This is a genomic window from Burkholderia sp. D-99 (genome assembly GCF_011605345.1).
GTDB lineage: Bacteria > Pseudomonadota > Gammaproteobacteria > Burkholderiales > Burkholderiaceae > Burkholderia.
On record NZ_JAAOXM010000003.1, the window covers coordinates 304,510 to 324,240 of the forward strand.

Here is a 19,731-nt window from a genome sequence, read left to right on the forward strand (position 1 = left end):
GTTTGCACGAATTTTCTTGAAATTGCACGAATATGCACGTTACCATGAGCGCCGTCTTTTGTCGAACCGGAGGCTGGGATGGCTGCAACACGGGAGCGTGTCCGCATCGTCGATACGACGGTGCTGTCCGATGACTGGTATGTGCTGAAGAAGGTGACGTTCGATTTCCTGCGCCGCGACGGAACGTGGCAGCGCCTGAGCCGCGAGACCTACGATCGCGGCAACGGCGCGACCATCCTGCTGCGCAATGCCGATACCGGCGACGTGCTGCTGACGCGGCAGTTCCGGATGCCGGCGTTCGTCAGCGGGCACGACGGCATGCTGCTCGAGGCTGCTGCCGGCCTGCTCGACGACGCGACGCCCGAAGCGCGTATCCGCGCGGAGGCCGAGGAGGAGACGGGCTATCGCGTGCGCGGCGTGCGCAAGGTGTTCGAGGCATTCATGAGCCCGGGCTCGGTGACGGAGAAGCTGCATTTCTTCGTCGGTGAATACGATGCGTCGCTGCGCACGGGCGACGGCGGCGGCGTCGCGGAAGAGGGCGAGGATCTGGAGGTCGTCGAGATGCCGCTGCAGGCGGCGCTGGACGCGATCGAACGCGGCGAGATCGTCGACGGGAAGACGATCATGCTGCTCCAGTACGTCGCGCTGCGGGAAACCGCCGGCGCGCGCACGGCATGACGCCGCTGCTCGTGCTGGTCGCCGGCCCTTATCGCAGCGGCACGGACGGCGACCCCGCGCGCATCGCCGCGAACCTGCACCGGCTGGAGGAGGCGGCGCTCGCCGTGTATCGCCGCGGGCACGTGCCGATGATCGGCGAGTGGGTGTCGCTGCCGCTCGCCGTCGCGGCCGGGTCGCGACAGGTCGGCGACGCGATCAGCGAGGCGTTCCTGTATCCGGCCGCGCACCGGCTGCTGCGCCGCTGCGATGCGGTATGGCGGATCGACGGCGCGTCGCGTGGGGCCGACGCGGATGTCGCCCTCGCGCGGCAGCTCGGCAAGGCCGTCTATTTCTCGGTCGACGACATTCCGGTCGCGCAGGACGATTCGGATAGCTGAACAGGCGGGGAGGGCCCGGCCATGGCGGTGCGGGTGGCTTCCCGCATCGCACGCTTGCACGCACTGCTCGCCTGCATCGGCCGCATCGCCCTCATCGCCCGAACTGCCCGAACTGCCCGAACTGCCCGAACTGCCCGAACCGCCCGAACCGCCCGAACCGCCCGAACCGCCCGAACCGCCCGCGGCCGGGCGAGCATCGCGTCATGCCGTTGCATCGCGCATGCCGCGCTGCGCGCGAACCGGCGTATGATCGCGACGCCACTCGCGCACCGCCCGACGCAACCGCCGCCCCGTCATGCCGTTCTCCGATTCCGCCGATTTCACTGCCGCTGCCGCCGCCGCGCAACGGCCCGCCGATCTCGTCGCCTCCGCCGTTGCTGCGCTCGCGCGCGCCGACGCATTGCTCGTGACGGCCGGCGCCGGTATCGGCGTCGATTCCGGGTTGCCCGATTTTCGCGGCACGGACGGCTTCTGGCGCGCGTATCCGGCGCTGCGCCACGAGCGTTTCGAATTCCACGAGATCGCATCGCCACAGGCGTTCCGCGCGCGCACGGAGCTCGCGTGGGGCTTTTACGGGCATCGTCTCGCGCTTTACCGTGCGACGGTGCCGCATGCGGGCTTCGCGATCCTGCGCCGCTGGATCGACGCGATGCCGAACGGCGGCTTCGTGCTGACGAGCAACGTCGACGGCCAGTTCCAGAAAGCCGGCTTCGATCCGGCGCGGATCGTCGAGATCCACGGTTCGATCCACGCAATGCAGTGCCTGCGCCCCTGCACGGACGACACCTGGGATGCGGCGTCGTTCGTGCCGGACGTCGACGAAGCCACCTGCCGCCTCGTCGGCGAAATGCCGCGTTGCCCGCGCTGCGGCGGCCTCGCGCGGCCGAACATCTTGATGTTCGGCGACACCGGCTGGCTCGGTGCGCGCTACGACGCGCAGGAACGCGCGCTGGAAGACTGGATCGCGCGGGCCGGGCGTGTCGCCGTGGTCGAGATCGGCGCGGGCACCGCGATCCCGACCGTGCGCCTGCTGAGTGAACGGCTCGGTGCCGACGTGATCCGCATCAACGCGCGCGAGGCGCATGCGCGCCGTGCGGACGTGATCGGCTTGAAGGGCGGCGCGCTGGCGGCGCTGAGCGCGCTCGACGCAGCCTGGCGACGAGCGTGAACGTGTGGGTACCCGCCACGTGAACGGGCGGGCATCCGCCGGCGGTCGCCGTTGCAGGCGCGAGGCGAATCCGCATACAGTTCAGCCAGTGCCGACCGCACACGCGCCGCACGCATGCGGCAACGGACTTCGCCCCGGGCGACCGGGGCCGGCGGCTGAATCCAGCCGCCTCATCGACCGGGAGCGCCTTTGTTCTATTCGATCGTCGCGATCTTCGTCGGCGCCGGGCTCGGCGCGTTGCTGCGCTGGTTCCTGAGTCTCGCGCTCAACGAATTCTTTCCCGCCGTGCCGCTCGGCACGCTCGCCGCGAACCTGATCGGCGGCTACGTGATCGGCATCGCCGCCGTCGTGTTCACGACCCGCGTCGGGTTGCCGCCCGAGTGGCGGCTGTTCGTGATCACGGGCTTTCTCGGCGGCCTCACGACGTTCTCGACCTATTCGGCCGAAGTGATGACGCATGCGCTGCAGGGCGAATTCGGATGGGCGTTTGCGGTGGCTGCCCTACACTTGACTGGATCGTTCGCGCTGACGGCGCTCGGCATGTGGACCGCGCGCGCGTGGCTCGCGGCGGCCTGAGCGTGCCGCCATCGGAGGGAGCGATGGACAGGATCTTCTTGCGCTTCTATGTGCACGAGCAGCATCGGCTGCACTGGAAGCCGCTGTGGGAATGGCTGCTGGAGGAGGCGAGCCGGATGGGCGTCGCGGGCGGTTCCGCGTTTCGCGCGATGGCGGGTTTCGGCCAGCATCGCGTGCTGCACGAGGACCGCTTCTTCGAACTGCAGGGGTCGCTCGCGATCGAGGTCGAATTCATCGTCACCGAGGACGAGGCGCAGCGCTTGCTCGATCGGCTGTCGCAGGAGAAGGTGCGCGTGTGCTACGCGATGATGCCGGCGCGCTTCGGCGTGATCGACACGCTCGGCGCACCGCCGGCGCAGGGGCCGGCGGCGTAGGGTGCGACGGCGTCAGATGCCGAACATCGTCAGCGACACGGCGGCGCGTGTAACGACCATCAGCAGCACCTGCACGATCACGAACAGCAGGATCGGCGACAGGTCGATGCCGCCGAGGTTCGGGATGATGCGGCGCAGCGGGTTCAGGAACGGCGCGGTGAGCTGGTAGAGGATCGGCATGGCCGGCGAGCGCGGGTTGAGCCACGACAGCAGCGCCATCAGGATCGTCATCCAGATCACGAGATTGAGCGCCCACTTCAGGACGGTGAGCAGCGCGACCACGACGAGCGTCGCGATCACCGCGGCCGGGTCGAAGCCGGCCATTACGACCATCAGCACGACGTAGATGAGCGCGGTGAGGAGGGCTGCGACGACGCTGGCCCAGTCGATGCCGCGCACGCCCGGGATCACGCGGCGCAGCGGCAGCACGAGCCAGTTGGTCGCTTGCAGCACGGCCTGCGTGACGGGGTTGTACGGCGGCACGCGGACGGCCTGCATCCAGACGCGCAGGATCAGCGCGGCGCCGAACAGCGTGAAGACGGTATTGAGCAGAAAACGGGCGATCTCGCCGAACATCGTTGGCATCCTTTTTATACAGTCAGTAGCGTGCGGCCGCCAACGCCGGATGGCGGCGCATCGGCCGACACCTTATCACGCCTCGTCTTGCGACGGGGAGGGGTGCGCGGCCATGCGCGCGAGTGACGTTTCGACGGCTTCGGCGAGCGCCGGCAGCGATGCCGGCGGCGTGGCGCGCTGCGCCGCGAGCGCGACCGCGCGGCGCGTCAGCAGCGCGTACAGCGTCGCGTGATCGCCGCCGCGCGTTTCAAGCAGTGCCAACTGGCGTTCGACGATGCCTGTATCGCCGCGCGACACCGGGCCCGAGAGCGCGTTCGCGAGCCCCTTGTCGCGCGCGGTCTCGATCGTGCCTGCCAGCATCGGCAGCAGCGCGCGCAGCGCGGCTTCCTCGTCGAAACCGAGGCCGCGCCATAGCTCGACCGCTTCCGCCAGCCCGCACAGTGCGAAGCTCGCCGCGTAGTGCGCAGCCGCGTGATAGAGCATCCGGCCGCCGGCCGGAATCGACAGCGGGTGGCAGCCGAGTGCGGCAGCAAGTCGCATCAGCGTCGCATGCAGCGCGCCGTCGGCTTCGATCGTGACCGAGCAGCCGTCGATGCGGGCGAGGTCGGCGTCGGTGCCGCCGAACAGGTAGAGTGGATGGAAGCCGCCGGTGGCCGTGCCTTGCTGCTGCGCCGGATCGAGCAGTGCGACCGGCGACGCGCCGCTGCAGTGAACGACGGCCTGCCGTGCGGCACGCGAGGTGTCGAAGCGCAGCGCCGCGGCGGTCGACGCGAGATGGTCGTCGGGCACCGTCAGGAAGATCAGGTCGGCGGCGTCGGCGACCTGCTGCGGCGTGTCGACCGCGTGGCAGCCGTCGATGCGTGCGGCGAGGGCCGCGGCCGATGCGGGCGTGCGGCTCGCGATCGCGACGACCGGAAAGCCGGCTTGCGCGAAGCGCTGCGCGACACAGCGTGCGAGACGGCCGGCGCCGATGAAGCCGAGGCGGGGTGTGTCGGGGAGGGACATGGCAGCGGACGTAAGCGAAAACGAAGCAACCGCCAGTATCGCAGGAATGACGACGGGGCCGCGACAGCGCAATGGCCGCGCGGACACGTGCCTGGCCGACCGGTAGGCGGCGCGATCGACGCGTGGTTCAGCGTGCGGCTTCGCGGTCGATTCACGATCCTGGAATCCGACCCTGAAACATATCGCGCCCGTATCCCGCTTGAAATGTCGGCATCTTGTCTCAAATTTGTAATCGTTGATTACGGTCGCGTGCCCGCCACGCGCGCCGTATCCGGTAAGACTGACCGGCCATGATGTTGCGACCCGACTCGTCGGACGGAATCGCGCGGCCCGCAAGGGTCGTCGCAGGCGCTGCGAGCCACGCCGCACGGCGGCTCCGGCCGTGTGCAATTGCAATTTGCAACAAATGCGCGATACGCGAGGGGCGGGTTTTCGCTACATTGCTTCCATGCGACGTGCATGCCCGCCGTTGCCGACAGGGGCGCACAAAATACCGCTCCAGCAGGAGAATCGAAGTGAAAAAGCTCATTCCGTTCATCGCCGCCGCCGCGCTGGGCCTGGGTGCCGCAAGCGCTGCGCAGGCTCACGTGTCGATCGGGGTCGGCATCGGTATCCCGGTCGCGCCCGCGTATCCCGTCTATGCACCGCCGCCGCCCGTGTACTACGCGCCGCCGCCTCCGCCCGTCTATTACGCGCCGGCGCCGGCCTACTACGCACCGCCGCCCGCCGTGGTCGTCGGCGGCTATGGCGGCTACTACGGTCGCCCGTACTGGCGCCATGGTTACGGCGGCTGGGGCCATCACGGCTACTGGCGTCGCTGATTCGTCCCGCGCGGCCTGACCGCGCGTGGCAAAACGGCGCAACGTCCCGAGCGGGGCGTTGCGCCGTTTTTCTTTTGGGCCGTCGCCCGGACTCGGTGAGCGGCCCGTGCAGGCCGGCTTCGACTACACCGCGTGCACGATCAGGTCGCGGTAGCCGCCGACGATCACGCTGTACGAGAAATACGCGAACAGCAGCGCCGACGCGATGTGACAGGCGCGCATCAGCCCGGCGCCCGCGCGCTTGCGGCCCTGGCTCGCGAGCGTGCACATGAACAGCGTCCACGCGAGGCCGCCGAGGAAAAAACCTGACAGGAACACCGACGCGGTGGCCGGCGTCGTCGCGCCGGCTTTCGCGATCAGCGCGCCGCCGACCGCCGCGAACCACAGGATCGCGCTCGGCGACGACATCGCGAGCAGCATGCCGCGCAGGAAACTGCGCCGCGCGCTCGCACGCGGCTGCGGCGTATCCTCGGCATCGTCGCCGGCCGCGCTGGCCGGCGCCAGTGCTTCCCGCGCCATCTTCCACGTGAGGAACAGCAGCACGGCGCCGCCGCCGATCCACACGATCCAGCGCACCGGCTCGAACTGCAGCAGCACGGCCATCCCCGCGAGCGCGAGCGCCGCATAGACGAGATCGCCGACGCACGATCCGATGCCGAGCCAGAAGCCTGGCCGGAAGCCGTGCGACAGCGTCAGCGACAGCATCGCGACGTTCACGAGGCCGATGTCGAGACAGAGCGACAGCGACAGAAAGAAGCCGTCGGACAGCATGGAGGCGGGCGGAAAGGTCATCTTCGTTGTTCTTGTCGCGAGGGCAATCCACGGGCCGGCGGGCGCCGGCCGCATGGCATCAGAGTCCGATCTCCTGCCAGAGCCGGTCGACGCGCGCCTTCACGGCGGCATCCATCTCGATCGGGCGGCCCCATTCGCGGCTGGTCTCGCCGGGCCACTTGTTGGTCGCGTCGAGCCCCATCTTCGAGCCGAGGCCGGCCACCGGCGATGCGAAATCGAGATAATCGATCGGCGTGCTGTCGACCATCACCGTGTCGCGCACGGGGTCGACGCGCGTCGTGATCGCCCAGATCACTTCCTTCCAGTCGCGGATGTTCACGTCCTCGTCGACGACCACGATGAACTTCGTATACATGAACTGCCGCAGGAAGCTCCACACGCCGAACATCACGCGCTTCGCGTGGCCCGCGTAGCTCTTCTTCATCTGGACGATGGCCATCCGGTAGCTGCAGCCTTCGGGCGGCAGGTAGAAGTCGGTGATCTCCGTGAACTGCTTCTGCAGCAGCGGCACGAACACCTCGTTGAGCGCGACGCCGAGCACCGCGGGCTCGTCGGGCGGCTTGCCCGTGTAGGTCGAGTGGTAGATCGCGTCGCGGCGCATCGTGATGCGCTCGACGGTGAACACGGGGAACCACTCCTGCTCGTTGTAATAGCCGGTGTGGTCGCCGTACGGGCCTTCGAGCGCGTGCTCGTACGTGGCGGACGCGTTGCCGGCCGGGCGCGGCGGTGCGCCGGCCGGGGCGGGGGCGGGGCTGCCTTCCTGCGGATAAATGAAGCCTTCGAGCACGATCTCCGCGCGCGCGGGCACCTGCAGCGTGTCGACGCCGGGCGTCAGGCACTTCGCGAGTTCCGTGCGGCTGCCGCGCAGCAGGCCGGCGAACTGGTACTCGGACAGCGAATCGGGCACGGGCGTCACCGCGCCGAGCGTCGTGGCCGGATCGGCGCCGAGCACGACCGCGACCGGGTACGGCTTGCCGGGGTTCTGCAGCGCGAATTCACGGAAGTCGAGTGCGCCGCCGCGATGCGCGAGCCAGCGCATGATCAGCTTGTTGCGGCCGATCAGCTGCTGGCGGTAGATGCCGAGATTCTGGCGCGACTTGTTCGGCCCGCGCGTGACCGTCAGGCCCCACGTGACGAGCGGCCCCGCATCGCCAGGCCAGCAGGTCTGGATCGGCAGCCTGTTCAGGTCGACGTCGTTGCCTTCCCAGACGATCTCCTGGCACGGCGGCGACGACACCGACTTCGGCGCCATGTCCCACACGGCCTTCGCGAGCGACAGCAGCTTGCCGGCATCCTTCAGGCTCTTCGGCGGATCGGGCTCCTTCAGCGCGGACAGCAGGCGCCCGAGATCGCGCAGCGAATCGAGCGCGGCGTCGTCGCCCGCATCGACGCCCATCCCGAGCGCGACGCGGCGCGGCGTACCGAACAGGTTGCCGAGCACCGGGAAGTCGTAGCCGGTCGGTGCGTTGAACAGCAGCGCAGGGCCGCTGGCGCGCAGCACGCGGTCGCACAGCTCGGTCATTTCGAGCACGGGCGACACGGGTTGCGTGACGCGCCGCAGTTCGCCGAGCGCCTCGAGGCGCTGGATGAAATCGCGTAAGTCTTTGTATTTCATGAAGATGGTCCGGGCCACCCGCAGGGCGGGCAGCGATGGGTGGGCGCAGCGGCCGGCTGCGGCCCCGAATCGACCGACGATTTTACCCGCGCCGCCGCATGCCCGCCCGGCGGAGAAAAAAGTCGGTCGCGCGCAAACCCCCTACGGCACGGGGCTCGCGATCTGAAGAGCGTCTTTAAATTACTTTTTGTTATGATTCGGAGGTTTTATAGTGTTGACGATCTATAAAACCCTGCTAGAATCCGCTCACATTGGCTGCAGGGTAAAAGGCTTCGAGCCGCCAATCACCGATCTTTGACGCAGCGCGTCACCGTCCGCCGAATCCTGCACGGCGTATCCGACGGCTTTAGTCGTAGTCCCAGCCAGCGCTACCAGACGCTGGTTTTTTGCGTGGGTGCCACCGCGTATGCCCGCCTCGCCCAGTGTGCGAAGGTGCCGGCCCTCTTACACCGTGGCCTCGAACGGTACTTATACCGTTTCCCCGATGCCTGCACGCCCCAACCAAAGCGTGCAGCGTCGTGATTCCGCGGCGCGTTACCTGTCTCGCCATCGAGCTGAGCGAGCCGCACGAGTCATGTTCATGGGAGATGATCTGAATGAACGCTTGGTTATCGTGGCGTCCTAGTGAGCAGCATGCGCAATTCGTGCGCAGCATGCTGCGTCGCGGGACGCGTGTCAGTCACCATCTATTCAGCGTTGTCGGCTGTTTCGCTGTCGCAGTTGCGCTCGCACTGTGGCTGCTGCCAACCGTCCGCGGCACGCTCGCCGCGAAGCTGATGCCGGTCGTATCCGCGGCCGTGCAAGCCGGGCCGGCCCGTCTGCTGACCGGTCATCCGCTGCCGAACTTCGCGCCCGCCGGCGCGCAGCCGCAGCAGGAAGACAGCCCCGAAACGGACGCGCTTGCGGTCGGCCTCGACGTCGCATCGGAAGCCACCGCGCAGGGCGATGCGTCCGATCCGGCCCGCAACGGCCCGTCGCCCGTCGCGCTGGCGAAGCTGATCCCGACCCAGCGCGTGGCGGCCGATGCGCGTGACGACCGTGCGCTCGCATCGAATCGCGAACAGGCGCTTGTCGCGACTTACCTGTCGCGCCGTTACCGTGTCGCGCAGGAGCCGCTCGGCCAGCTCGTCAAGGCTGCGTTCCAGACCGGCCGTGACGTCGGCCTCGATCCGCTGCTGCTGCTGTCCGTGATGGCGATCGAGTCGGGCTTCAATCCGTACGCCGAGAGCGGCGTCGGCGCGAAGGGCCTGATGCAGGTCATGTCGAAGGTCCATTCCGACAAGTTCGAGTATTTCGGCGGCACCGATACCGCACTGCAGCCGATCGCGAACCTCCAGGTCGGCGCGCTCGTGCTGAAGGACTGCATCGCACGTGGCGGCTCGCTCGCGAACGGCCTGCGCCTGTACAACGGCTCGACGAACCCGGACGACACCGCATACGGCGCGAAGGTGATGGCCGAGCGCGGCCGCCTGCGCGACGTGTCGCACGGCCGCAGCGTGCCGGTCAATGCGCCGCAGGCGCCGGCGAAGCCGATCGTCACGGCCGCCGCCGTGACGGCAGCAGCGGGCGGTGCGAAGCGCGTGCATGCGACGCTGGAAACCTCGACGTCGGCGAAGTCGGCGGCGTCGAAGGAAGCCGCGCCGCAGGACGACGCGAGCGTCGATACCGCGAAGCAGTCACATGGCGGTTCGGAGCTTGGCGCGTAACGTGTGGCGGTAGTGCGGCGGTAGCGACCCGCACGGCTCCGGCCGGCAGGGCATGAAAAAGGCACCCGATCAGGGTGCCTTTTTCTTTGTGCGGCGCGAGAAACCGCCGGCGTGCCGGCCGTGGCTCAGTGCTGCCCGAACAGCGTCGCGAGCCGTTCGACCGCTTCCTCGAGCCGCGAGTAGGCCGTTGCATAGGAGAGGCGGATATAGTCGCGCGGCGCATGGACACCGAAGTCCATGCCGGGCACCAGCACGACCCCCGCGTCGTGCAGCATCGCCTTCGTGAGCGCGGCGCTGTCGCCGGCCGCCGGGTGGGCGACGCCGCCGCAGTGCGCATACACGTAGAACGCGCCGTCCGGCATCACCGGTACCGTGAAGCCGAGCCGTTCGAGCGCCGGTGCGATGAAATCGCGGCGGCGCTTGAATTCGAGCCGGCGCGCTTCGTAGATGTCGAGCGCGGCCGGCTCGAAGCACGCGAGCGCCGCGTGCTGCGCGAGCGCGGACGGGCAGATGAACAGGTTCTGCGCCAGCTTCTCGAACGTGCCGACCAGCGTGGGCGGCACGACCAGCCAGCCGAGCCGCCAGCCCGTCATGCTGAAATACTTGGAGAAGCTGTTCACGGTGACGACGTCGTCGCCGAATGAAAGGGCCGACACGGGCGCCGCGTCGTAGCTGAGCCCCTGGTAGATCTCGTCGACGATCGTGAACCCGCCGCGTGCGCGCACGGCTTCGACGATCCGTTTCAGCTCGTCCGGTTCGAGCGACGTGCCGGTCGGGTTCGACGGCGAGGCGAGCAGCACGCCGCGCGTGCGGTCGCCCCAGCGCGTGCGGACGTCGTCCTCGGTGAGCTGGAAGCGCGCGTCCGGGCCGCTCGGCACGAGCACCGCGCGGCCTTCGGCCGCCGCGACGAAGTGCCGGTTGCACGGATACGACGGGTCGGGCATCAGCACCTCGTCGTCACGACCGACGAGCGCGAGGCACGCGAGCAGCAGCGCGGCCGACGCGCCGGCCGTCACGACGATCCGCTCGGGGCTGATCGTAAGGCCGTACGCGCGCGCATAGTGCGCGGCGATCGCCTCGCGCAGCGGCGCAATGCCGAGCGCGCTCGTATATTGCGTGACGCCGCGGCGCAGCGCGGCCGCGGCCGCTTCGACGACCGGCTCCGGCGCGGTGAAATCCGGCTCGCCGATGCCCATGTGGATAACATCGCGCCCGGAGGACTCGAGACGCTGTGCCTCCTTCATCAGTTCCATCACGTAGAAGGGCTGGATCGCGTCGACGCGTGCGGCGAGTTTGACGAGCGAATCGGTGGCGGTATTCATCGGGCGGGCAGGGCGAGGGGGGCGGGACGAAAGAAAAAACGGGCGCATGCGCGCCCGTTCCGGACCAACGGTATCAGCCGTTGCGGCGCGCCTGCGTTTCGGCGGGGCGCAGCTTCGCGGCGAGCTTGTCGAGCACGCCGTTCACGTACTTGTAGCCGTCGGAGCCGCCGAACGTCTTCGCGAGTTCGACAGCTTCGTTGATGATCACGCGGTACGGCGTTTCGACGTGGTGCGTGAGCTCGAACGTCGCGATGAGCAGCACGGCGCGTTCGACCGGCGACAACTGCTCGATCGGGCGGTCGAGCGACGGCGTCAGTGCTTCGACGAGCGTGACGTGCTCGCGGATCACGCCGTGCAGGATCGCGTCGAGCAGCGCCTTGTCAGCCTTGTCGTAACCGAGCGCGCCGCGCAGTTGCGCGTCGATCTCGCCGGAGGACGCGTTCGACAGCAGCCACTGATACAGCCCCTGCGTCGCCAGCTCGCGCGATTGTCGGCGGGCGCTCTTCTTCATGCGCGCTCCTCTTCGTCGTCTTCGTCTTCTTCTTCGTCCTCGTCGTCATCGCCGAGCTGGTCGAGTGCCATCGTCAGGTTGGCCATCTCGACGGCGACGCGTGCGGCGTCACGACCCTTTTCGGTCATGCGCGCGACGGCCTGCTCGTCGTTTTCGGTCGTCAGGACCGCGTTTGCGATCGGCAGGTTGAAGTCGAGGCCGATGCGGGTAATGCCCGCGCCGCTCTCGTTCGACACGAGTTCGAAGTGGTAGGTCTCGCCGCGAATCACCGCGCCGAGCGCGATCAGCGCGTCGAACTGGCCGCTTTCCGCGAGCTTTTGCAGCGCGAGGGGGATTTCCAGCGCGCCGGGCACCGACACGAGCAGTACGTCTTCACCGGTGACGCCGAGGCGTTCCAGTTCCTCGACGCACGCATCGGCGAGGCCGTTGCACACGGGCTCGTTGAAGCGCGATTGCACGATGCCGATACGCAGGCCGTCGCCTTCGAGATTCGGTTGGTATTGTCCGATTTCCATGATCTTGTCCGTGGTGTGGATGAACGGTTATAGGGCGAAAGCGCCGTTGCGGGTTACGCGTTGGACGCCGGGCAGGACTTGGCTTCGCCGCCGGGCATCGGGATGAAGCCCGTGACTTCCAGGCCGTAGCCGGACATGCTGCCCAGCTTGCGCGGATTCGACAGCACCTGCATCTTGCCGACGCGGACATCGCGCAGGATCTGCGCGCCGATGCCGAACGTCTTGAAATCGACCGGCCGGCGCTTGAGCGCAGCGGCCTTTTCTTCCTCGTCGAACGCCTTGAAGACGTCGATCAGGTGTTCCTTCGTGTCGCCGCAGTTGAGCAGCACGATCACGCCGAGGTCGCGTTCCGCGATCTCGCGCATCGCGGCGTCGAGCGTCCACGAGTGCGTCGACACGCCCGTTTCGAGCAGGTCGAGCACCGACAGCGGCTCGTGCACGCGCACCGGCGTATCGACGTCGGGCGACGGCGTACCACGCACCAGCGCGATGTGCGGCGAGCCGCTCGGCTGGTCGCGGTACAGCACCGCGCGGAACGTGCCGTGCGCGGTCTGCATCGTGCGCTCGGCGATCCGCTCGATGATCGATTCGGTGCGGCTGCGGTACTGGATCAGGTCGGCGATCGTGCCGATCTTCAGGTTGTGTTCCTGCGCGAATTCGATCAGGTCGGGCAGGCGCGCCATCGTGCCGTCGTCCTTGATGATCTCGCAGATCACCGCGGCCGGCGTGAGGCCCGCGAGCGCGGTGAAGTCGCAGCCGGCCTCGGTGTGGCCCGCGCGCACGAGCACGCCGCCCGGCTGCGCCATGATCGGGAACACGTGGCCCGGCTGCACGATGTGCTCGGGGCGCACGTCGTGTGCGACCGCCGTGGCGATCGTGTGCGCACGGTCGGCGGTCGAGATGCCGGTCGTCACGCCTTCGGCCGCTTCGATGCTGACCGTGAACGCGGTGCCGTACTGCGTGCCGTTGCGGTAGGTCATCAGCGGCAGGTGCAGCTGCTTGCAGCGCTCCTGCGTCAACGTCAGACAAACCAGGCCGCGGCCGTACTTGGCCATGAAGTTGATCGCTTCCGGCGTGACGAATTCGGCGGCGATCACGAGGTCGCCCTCGTTTTCACGGTCTTCTTCGTCGACCAGGATCACCATCCGGCCGGCTTTCAGCTCGGCGATGATGTCGAGCGTGGAGGCGAGCGTCATAAGGGGGCGAGAAAGAGGAAAGTGCGTATTTTACGCCAGCCGGACGACGTTTCGGCTGGCATGGGCCGCGCGCCGCCGGCAAGCGCTCCGGAAAGCGCCGCGGCCGGCCTGCGCGGCAGGCCTGGCCGGGCCGCCGCGGGTTGGCCGCACGCGCGGCGCGGACGGTTGCGGGCCGGGCTTCGCCCGGCCGCGCGTCAGGCGTGCTGGTCGCGCCCGCCCAGGTAGTCGAGCTTGCCGAGCTCGACGCCGCCGTGGCGCAGGATGTCGTATGCGGTCGTCACGTGGAAGAAGAAATTGGGCAGCACGAAATTCAGCAGGTACGACTGGCCGGTGAACTCGATCGGGCCGACGCGCATCTTCAGCACGATCTGGCGCGCCTCGCTGCCGTCGATCTGCGCGGCGTCGAAGCTTTTCAGGTAGTCGATCGTCTTCTGGATGCGTGCGTGCAGCTCGTCGAAGGACTGCTCGACGTCCGGGAAGCTCGGGATCTCGGCGCCGGCGAGGCGCGCGGCGCAGCCCTTGGCCGTGTCGGTTGCAATATAGACCTGGCGGACGAGCGGCAGCATGTCCGGGTACAAGCGGGCGCCGGTGAACACCGACGGATCGATCTGCTTTTCGGCCGCATGCGCCTGCGCCTTGCCGAGGATGTGCTGCAGATTGCTCAGGCCACGGATCAGCACGGGCAGCGAAGCCTGGTACATCGAGATGGACATGGGGGCGACTCCTGGAAGAAGTGGGCGGCCGCTGGGCGGCGCGCCGTGCGTTGCGGCATCGAAACCGCTGTCGACGCATCTTAGCGCGACCGCATGACCCGTGCGCGTCGTTGGCCGTTCGGCCGATGGTGCCGGCGCACGGGCCGGTGCACGCGCGGCGCCGGCCGGTCACGCGCGCCGCATCCAGTCGATCATCCGCCGGTACCGGTCCGCGATATTGGCAGGCGATTGCGGCACGTGATCGTCGCCCCAGTAGCGGATCAGCCGCACGTCGCGCTTGAGCTGCGTCAACGCCGCGAACATCCGTTCGCTTTGTTCGAGCGGCACGTAGTCGGCGTCGCCATGAATCAGCAGCAGCGGGGTCGTGATCCGCGCCGCATGCAGAACCGGGCTGATCGCGTGATACGCGTCCGGGCGGAGCGACGGCGGCGCGTCGATGTTCCAGCTATTGTCGGCCAGCACCTTGCCGAGCAGTTCGAAACGCTCGGGGCGGGCGTCGTTGCCCGTTTCGTAACGCAGGCGCGCGTCGAGCGACGCGTAGAGCGCGGCCGCATCGCTGATGCCGGCGCTCGACATGCCCGAGCGGAACATCGGCGTATGGGCGAGCAGCATCATCGTGGCCCAGCCGCCCAGGCTCTGGCCGTACAGATGAAGCCGGCCGCGATCGACGTACCCGGCATCGACCGCGGCGTCGACCGCTGCGCAGACGTCGTCGAGCATCCTGTCTGCCATCGTCGCCGGCGCTTCGCCCAGCACGTCCCGCATGTTGACGTCGATGACGGCAAAGCCGTGCGCGGCGAACAGCTGGAAATTGAACGGCAGCGCGCAGTCCGGTTCGTGAAACAGGTGCGGATGGGGCGAGACCTTTTCGTATGGGTACACCCAGACGACGGCGGGCACCGGTGCACCCGCGTAATTCGGCGGCAGCAGGACGTCGACGAAGCGCTGTCGGCCCGGCTCCACGCCGCGGCAGGCAAGCCGGTGCGTCGTGCCGGTCGCGATGCCGGCCAACTGGCGATTCGTCTCGAACACCACCGTCGCGTCGCGCGCGCCGGCCGGCCGGATTGTCAGCCGGGTGGCGTCGCGACCGTGTTCGATGAAGGCCGCGTACGGGCGCTCCGGTTCCGCCGATACGCGTTCGCGGCGTGCGCCATCGAGATCCGTCGGTTCGTCGGCGTCGTTCGTGCCACGTGTGTCCGGCGGGGTGTCCGTGACCGCCGCACGTGTCAGCCCGGCCTGCGCGCACGCTTGCGGCGACAGCGCGGACAACGCGCCCGACGCGGGATCGAATACCCACCAGTCGGGTGCGGATGCGACGGGCGTGTCGCCGAACGCGGCGCTGTCGAGCACGTCGGCCGTCGGTTGGCGGCCGAGGGCGTTGGTCGCCCATGCGTCGTGCGCGTTCCCGAACAGCCGGTGGTGCAGGTGCGACATGACGGGCGTCGCCCGTTCGGCAAGCAGCGGCAGCGCGACGCGGCCGTCGGGCAGCCACGTGAACGGCCCATCGCGGTCGAGCGGGGACAGGTCGACGCTGTGCGCGGTCGTGATCGGCGTCGCGGCCCCGGTCGCCGGGTCGATCAGGACGGCATGCACCGCATCGTCGTCGGCCGACAGCGTGACCGCCGCGATCCATCTTCCGTCCGGCGACCACGACGGCGAGCCGCACGCACGGCCGGACCGTGCGTCGCCGGCCAGCCGGCGCAGCGTGCGGCCGGCGAATTCGTACAGGTGCAGTTCGGCCCGGTCGAGCCCGCCGAGATACGCGCGGTCGAAGCGGAGGCCATCGGCCAGCGGGCGGACGACGGCGAAGCAGATCGAGCCGCCGTCGGGCGACAGCGCGCAGGTGCGGCCGTAGTCGCGTTGGAAGCTGTCGAGCGACAGCAGGTCGTCGACGGTGAAGCGGCGGTGTTGCGCAGGATCGGAAGGGACGGCCGTCACGCAAGCTCCTCGTCGGATCGATGGAAGCGGATAGACAGGATACGCCGGAGACGAGTTCCGGCCCGGCCGGCCCACACCCGGCCGGTCGCGGGCGGGTCAGGTATCGCCCGCCATGCGCCGGTACGCGGCCTCGATTTCGCGTGCGAAGCGCGCGCCGTCCATCAGCGGCGAGCGTTCGACGCGCGCGCGCAGTTCGCCGCGCAGCGCGGCGAGTGCGGGCAGGTCGCGGGCGAGGGCGGCCGCGCTGTCGACGAACGCGGCGTCGCTGTCGGCGGCGAGCGCGTGCAGCCCGAGGTTCGCGAGCTGCGACAGCCCGCCCCGGCCGACGGCGGTGCGCCCGACGCGCGTGACGACCGGCACGCCCATCCACAGCGCATCGAGCGTCGTCGTGTGGCCGTTGTAGGGGAACGTGTCGAGCGCGATGTCGATGCCGAGATAGGTCGCGAGATAGTCGGCGCGCGGACGGTACGGCACGCAGTCGACGCGAGCCGGCGAGATGCCGTGCGTGCGCAGCCGCTCGACCAGTCGGTCTCGCCCCGCGCCTTGCGGCGCCGTCACGACCAGCCGCGCGCCAGGCACGCGCGCGAACAGCCCGGCCCACAGCCGCAGCGTGCGGTCGGTCAGCTTGCACGGATTGTTCAGGCAGCCGAACGTCACGTGGCCGGCGTCGAGCGCGGGTAGCGGTCCGACCGCCGGCGTGTCGGTCAGCGGGTCGTAGCACCAGAAGGTATCCGCGAGCCGGATCGAGCGTTCGCGATAAAAACCGTCGTGCCCGGGGGGATCGAGATGCGGATCGGTCAGCCGGAAGTCGATCGACGCCAGGCCGCTGGTGCCGGGATAGGCGAGCCAGGTCGCCTGGATCGGCGCGGGCCGGTGCGCGAACAGGCCCGGCCGGCCGTCGGCCATGTGCATCGTCAGGTCGACGAGGATGTCGATGCCATCGTCGCGGATGCGCTGCGCGAGCGCGTCGTCGTCGAGCCCGTACACGTCGTGCCAGCGATCCGCGTAACCGGCGAGTCGAGCGGTGAGCGCGTCCGGCCGCGCGACGCTCGCGTAACAGACGATCTCGAAGGCGCGGCGGTCGTGATGCGACAGCAGCGGCACGAGGAACAGTGCCTGGCAGTGCTCGCGGAAATCCGCGCCGACGTAGCCGATCCGCAGCCGCGCATCCGGCGCGCGCCCGCGCGCCGGGGCGGTCGGCGCCGCTGCGGCCGCGGCGGCGGGCGTCTCGTGCCGCGCGGACCAGTTCAGCGCTTCAGCGAGCACTGCCTCCGGATACTCCGACTGGAAGTTCAGGGCGTAGACGAGGTTGCTGTGCGCGACCGCGTTGCCCGGATCGCACGCGAGCGCGCGCCGGTAGCTGTCGATGGCGGCGTCGAGCGCGCCGTCGTCCTTCAGCACGTTGCCGAGGTGGTTGTGGGTCGCCGAGTGGTCGGGGGCGCTGGCCAGCGCGGCGCGCAGATGCGCGATCGCGCCGTCGTGCAGGCCGAGCCGCCGCAACAGGTTCGCGGCGTTGTTGTGCGCGGCGACGAAGCCGGGCCGCGCGTGCAGCGCGGCGTCGAACGCGCGGGCCGCCGCCGCGGCATCGCCGAGGTGCTCGCACACGGTGCCGAGATTGTTCAACGCGTCCGCGTGACCCGGCTGCAGGGTGATCGCGTGCCGGTACTGGTCGGCTGCCGGCGCGTGGCGGCCGAGCCCCAGCAGCGCGTTGCCGAGGTTGTAGGCCGCGTCGGCGTCGTGCGGCGCGAGCGCCGCCGCGCGTGAGAGGTGCGGAGCGGCTGCGGCGAACGCGCGTCGGGCGCACAGCGCCGCGCCGAGGTTGATCAGGCCGGCGGGCGCGTCCGGCGCGGCGCGCACGGCGCCGTGCAGCAGCGTGAGCGCGTCGTCGTGCCGACCGCGCGCGTCGAGCAGCGTGCCGAGGTTGGTCAGCGCGAGCGCGTGGGCCGGTTGCGCGGCGAGCGCGGCGCGGTACGCGTGTTCGGCCGCGTCGGTCGCGCCGAGATGCCGGTGGCTGTTGCCTAGGTTGTTCGCAACGTCGGCGCTGGACGGATCGAGTGCGAGCGCGGCGCGGTATGCGTCGATCGCGCCGGCATGGCGGCCGAGCGCCAGTAGCGCGTTGCCGAGCGCGGCGTGCGTGTCGGCGTTGTCGGGGGCGAGCGCAAGCGCGGTGCGCAGCGCGTCCGCCGCGTCGGCGTGCCGGCCGAGCGTGTGCAGGACGTGGCCGCGCGCCGCGTGGTGGCGGGCGTCGTGCGGCGCGAGCGCGGCCGCGCGGTCGAGTTGCGCGAGCGCGCCGGCACCGTCGCCGCACTGCAGTTCGAGGATGCCGAGCCGCATCCGGAGTTCGGCGTTGCCGGGATCGTCGGCGAGCATGACTTCATAGAGCGTGCGGGCGCCGGGAAGGTCGCTGGCGAGATGCAGCGCCCTGGCATCGGCGAGCGTCGGACCCGTCATGGCCGGGCAGGCGTCGGGCAGGAGGAGGCGAGGCCGCCGCGTGCGTCGAGCATGCGCGCGAAGGCGTGCGCGATCCGCTCGATGTGCGGGTTCTTGTGCGCAAGCGGCCCGTCGGCTGCTTCGCGGTGGACGAGCATCGTCGCGTTCGCTTCGAACACGACCACCCGGCCGTCGTCGGTCAGCGCGAAGTCGACGCCGCCGTAGTCGAGATCCAGTTGCCGGCCGATCGCGGCGAGCGCGCGCAGCGCGGTATCGCCGAGCGCTGCCCGCGGATCGTCGAGGAAGCGGCGCTCCTCGTCGAGCTTCCACGGTGCGGATGTCATGTCGGCCGAGAAGTAGTGGACGAGCCAGTGCGTCGAGATCGCGAGGTGGTACGGGTACGGCACGCGATCGACGAAGATCACCCGGTACTTGCGAAAGCAGCCGTCCGCGCCGCGGGTGTCGTGGTAGGCGGTCGCATAAGCGGGACCGTCGATCTTCGCGAGTGCCGCGCCGAGCGTGTCGGCGCTCGCGTGGCGCGTCACGCCGTCGCCCCCGTGCGAGCCGGCCGGCCGCAGCAGCAGCGGAAATGTGACGCCGGCCAGCGGGAGGCGGCCCAGCAGCGCATCGAACGGTGCGCGCGGGTTCGCGATGCGCACGCAGGGCGGCACCCGTACGTCCGGCACTGCCGCGAGGCGCGCGGCGATGCGATCGCGATGCGTGTGCGCGATCGTGTCGGGCGGATTCAGCACGGGCACTGCGCTGCGACTGGCGAAGCGGGCGAGTCGGGCGGCGAGCGGCGCGGCGACGTCCGGATCGCCGATCGCGTTGAACACGAGATCGTGGGGCGGCAGCTGCGCATCCTCGGCGTCGTCCGCATAGTCGATCGCGTACTTGATGCGGGTCGTCGTGCGGAACGACAGCAGCGCATCGAGCGGAACGTTACCCGTGCCGCTGCCCGCGCCGACGATCAGCAATCGCCGCGCATCGCCGTCGAGCGCCGGTTCGACGAACACGCGCTGGAGCCGGTACGCGTGCTCGCGATGCGCGTGCGCCTCGGCGTGACGTCCGCTGGTCGCGTAGAGCGCGGCGAGGTTCTGGTGTGCGTGCGCGAGTGCCGGGTTCACGGCGAGCGTGTGGCGGTACCAGCGCACCGCATCGTCGGTGCGGCCCTTCATCGCATAGACGGTCGCGAGGTTGTACAGCGCGAGCGCCTGCGTGGCGGGCGGCGCGTCGGCGAGCGCATCGAACGCGGCGACCGCGAGCTGATGGGCGGCGAAGCCGTCGCGGTCGCCCGCGGCCTGGAGCGCGTCGCGCATGCGCGCGTGCAGCGAGACGTCGAGCGGTGCCATGTCGAGCGCGCGAGCCAGTCGCTCCGGCGGCGTCGACGTGTCGGGAAAGGACGGGGTCATCGAGGT

General features: G+C 69.5%; 19 protein-coding genes. 7 read left to right on the plus strand and 12 right to left on the minus strand.

Going from position 1 to position 19,731, the window contains the following annotated elements:
- The first annotated feature begins 78 nt into the window (after positions 1 to 78).
- From HAV18_RS15355 to HAV18_RS15375, 5 genes are all read left to right on the plus strand, one after another.
- Complete coding sequence (locus HAV18_RS15355) at positions 79 to 678, plus strand: NUDIX domain-containing protein (RefSeq protein ID WP_166957246.1); 600 nt, start codon at positions 79 to 81, stop codon at positions 676 to 678.
- Positions 675 to 1,055: a DUF4406 domain-containing protein gene (locus tag HAV18_RS15360; protein WP_166957248.1), complete on the plus strand. Its 381-nt coding sequence runs from the start codon at positions 675 to 677 to the stop codon at positions 1,053 to 1,055. The genes HAV18_RS15355 and HAV18_RS15360 overlap by 4 nt, the downstream gene beginning before the upstream one ends.
- Positions 1,056 to 1,350: 295 nt before the next feature.
- Positions 1,351 to 2,223 carry a Sir2 family NAD-dependent protein deacetylase gene (locus tag HAV18_RS15365; protein ID WP_166957250.1) on the plus strand — a complete coding sequence of 291 codons (873 nt, stop codon included), beginning with the start codon at positions 1,351 to 1,353 and terminating at the stop codon, positions 2,221 to 2,223.
- 189 nt (positions 2,224 to 2,412) lie between these two features.
- Positions 2,413 to 2,799 carry a fluoride efflux transporter CrcB gene (gene crcB, locus HAV18_RS15370; RefSeq protein ID WP_166957252.1) on the plus strand — a complete coding sequence of 129 codons (387 nt, stop codon included), beginning with the start codon at positions 2,413 to 2,415 and terminating at the stop codon, positions 2,797 to 2,799.
- Between the two features lie 23 nt (positions 2,800 to 2,822).
- Positions 2,823 to 3,173 (plus strand): DUF190 domain-containing protein, encoded by a 351-nt coding sequence (locus tag HAV18_RS15375; RefSeq protein ID WP_166957254.1) that lies wholly within the window; start codon positions 2,823 to 2,825, stop codon positions 3,171 to 3,173.
- Positions 3,174 to 3,185: 12 nt separating this feature from the next.
- Here HAV18_RS15375 and HAV18_RS15380 read toward each other — a convergent pair whose 3' ends face one another.
- Both HAV18_RS15380 and HAV18_RS15385 read right to left on the minus strand, forming a co-directional pair.
- Positions 3,186 to 3,749: a YggT family protein gene (locus HAV18_RS15380; protein WP_166957256.1), complete on the minus strand. Its 564-nt coding sequence runs from the start codon at positions 3,747 to 3,749 to the stop codon at positions 3,186 to 3,188.
- A 75-nt stretch (positions 3,750 to 3,824) separates the two neighbouring features.
- Positions 3,825 to 4,754, minus strand: coding sequence for a Rossmann-like and DUF2520 domain-containing protein (locus HAV18_RS15385; protein WP_166957258.1), 930 nt, complete (start codon positions 4,752 to 4,754; stop codon positions 3,825 to 3,827).
- Between the two features lie 515 nt (positions 4,755 to 5,269).
- Here HAV18_RS15385 and HAV18_RS15390 point away from each other — a divergent pair.
- Entirely contained in the window at positions 5,270 to 5,575 is a 306-nt protein-coding gene (locus HAV18_RS15390) for a hypothetical protein (RefSeq protein WP_027783774.1), read from the plus strand.
- A gap of 123 nt (positions 5,576 to 5,698) precedes the next feature.
- Here the strand turns inward: HAV18_RS15390 and HAV18_RS15395 are convergent, their stop codons facing one another.
- Both HAV18_RS15395 and HAV18_RS15400 read right to left on the minus strand, forming a co-directional pair.
- On the minus strand, positions 5,699 to 6,367 hold the full coding sequence (locus HAV18_RS15395) for a LysE family translocator (protein ID WP_166957260.1): 669 nt from the start codon (positions 6,365 to 6,367) through the stop codon (positions 5,699 to 5,701).
- Between the two features lie 58 nt (positions 6,368 to 6,425).
- Positions 6,426 to 7,982: a UbiD family decarboxylase gene (locus tag HAV18_RS15400; RefSeq protein WP_166957262.1), complete on the minus strand. Its 1,557-nt coding sequence runs from the start codon at positions 7,980 to 7,982 to the stop codon at positions 6,426 to 6,428.
- A gap of 596 nt (positions 7,983 to 8,578) precedes the next feature.
- Between HAV18_RS15400 and HAV18_RS15405 the strand changes: the two genes are divergently transcribed.
- Complete coding sequence (locus tag HAV18_RS15405) at positions 8,579 to 9,688, plus strand: lytic transglycosylase domain-containing protein (protein WP_166957264.1); 1,110 nt, start codon at positions 8,579 to 8,581, stop codon at positions 9,686 to 9,688.
- A gap of 125 nt (positions 9,689 to 9,813) precedes the next feature.
- Here the strand turns inward: HAV18_RS15405 and HAV18_RS15410 are convergent, their stop codons facing one another.
- From HAV18_RS15410 to HAV18_RS15445, 8 genes are all read right to left on the minus strand, one after another.
- A complete protein-coding gene (locus tag HAV18_RS15410) occupies positions 9,814 to 11,010 on the minus strand; it encodes a pyridoxal phosphate-dependent aminotransferase (RefSeq protein WP_166957266.1) in 1,197 nt (398 codons plus the stop codon).
- Positions 11,011 to 11,083: 73 nt separating this feature from the next.
- A complete protein-coding gene (gene nusB / locus HAV18_RS15415) occupies positions 11,084 to 11,521 on the minus strand; it encodes a transcription antitermination factor NusB (protein WP_166957268.1) in 438 nt (145 codons plus the stop codon).
- A complete protein-coding gene (ribH, locus tag HAV18_RS15420) occupies positions 11,518 to 12,036 on the minus strand; it encodes a 6,7-dimethyl-8-ribityllumazine synthase (RefSeq protein WP_011351235.1) in 519 nt (172 codons plus the stop codon). The genes nusB and ribH overlap by 4 nt, the downstream gene beginning before the upstream one ends.
- 53 nt (positions 12,037 to 12,089) lie before the next feature.
- Positions 12,090 to 13,232, minus strand: coding sequence for a bifunctional 3,4-dihydroxy-2-butanone-4-phosphate synthase/GTP cyclohydrolase II (ribBA, locus tag HAV18_RS15425; RefSeq protein WP_166957270.1), 1,143 nt, complete (start codon positions 13,230 to 13,232; stop codon positions 12,090 to 12,092).
- Between the two features lie 194 nt (positions 13,233 to 13,426).
- Positions 13,427 to 13,945 (minus strand): DUF1993 family protein, encoded by a 519-nt coding sequence (locus tag HAV18_RS15430; protein WP_166957272.1) that lies wholly within the window; start codon positions 13,943 to 13,945, stop codon positions 13,427 to 13,429.
- 168 nt (positions 13,946 to 14,113) lie between these two features.
- Positions 14,114 to 15,883: a prolyl oligopeptidase family serine peptidase gene (locus HAV18_RS15435; protein WP_166957274.1), complete on the minus strand. Its 1,770-nt coding sequence runs from the start codon at positions 15,881 to 15,883 to the stop codon at positions 14,114 to 14,116.
- A gap of 96 nt (positions 15,884 to 15,979) precedes the next feature.
- Positions 15,980 to 18,334, minus strand: a complete 2,355-nt coding sequence (locus HAV18_RS15440) for a tetratricopeptide repeat protein (protein WP_166957276.1) — start codon at positions 18,332 to 18,334, stop codon at positions 15,980 to 15,982.
- Positions 18,331 to 19,725, minus strand: a complete 1,395-nt coding sequence (locus tag HAV18_RS15445; protein ID WP_166957278.1) for a RimK family alpha-L-glutamate ligase — start codon at positions 19,723 to 19,725, stop codon at positions 18,331 to 18,333. Before HAV18_RS15445 ends, HAV18_RS15440 begins: the two co-directional genes overlap by 4 nt.
- Positions 19,726 to 19,731: the final 6 nt, after the last annotated feature.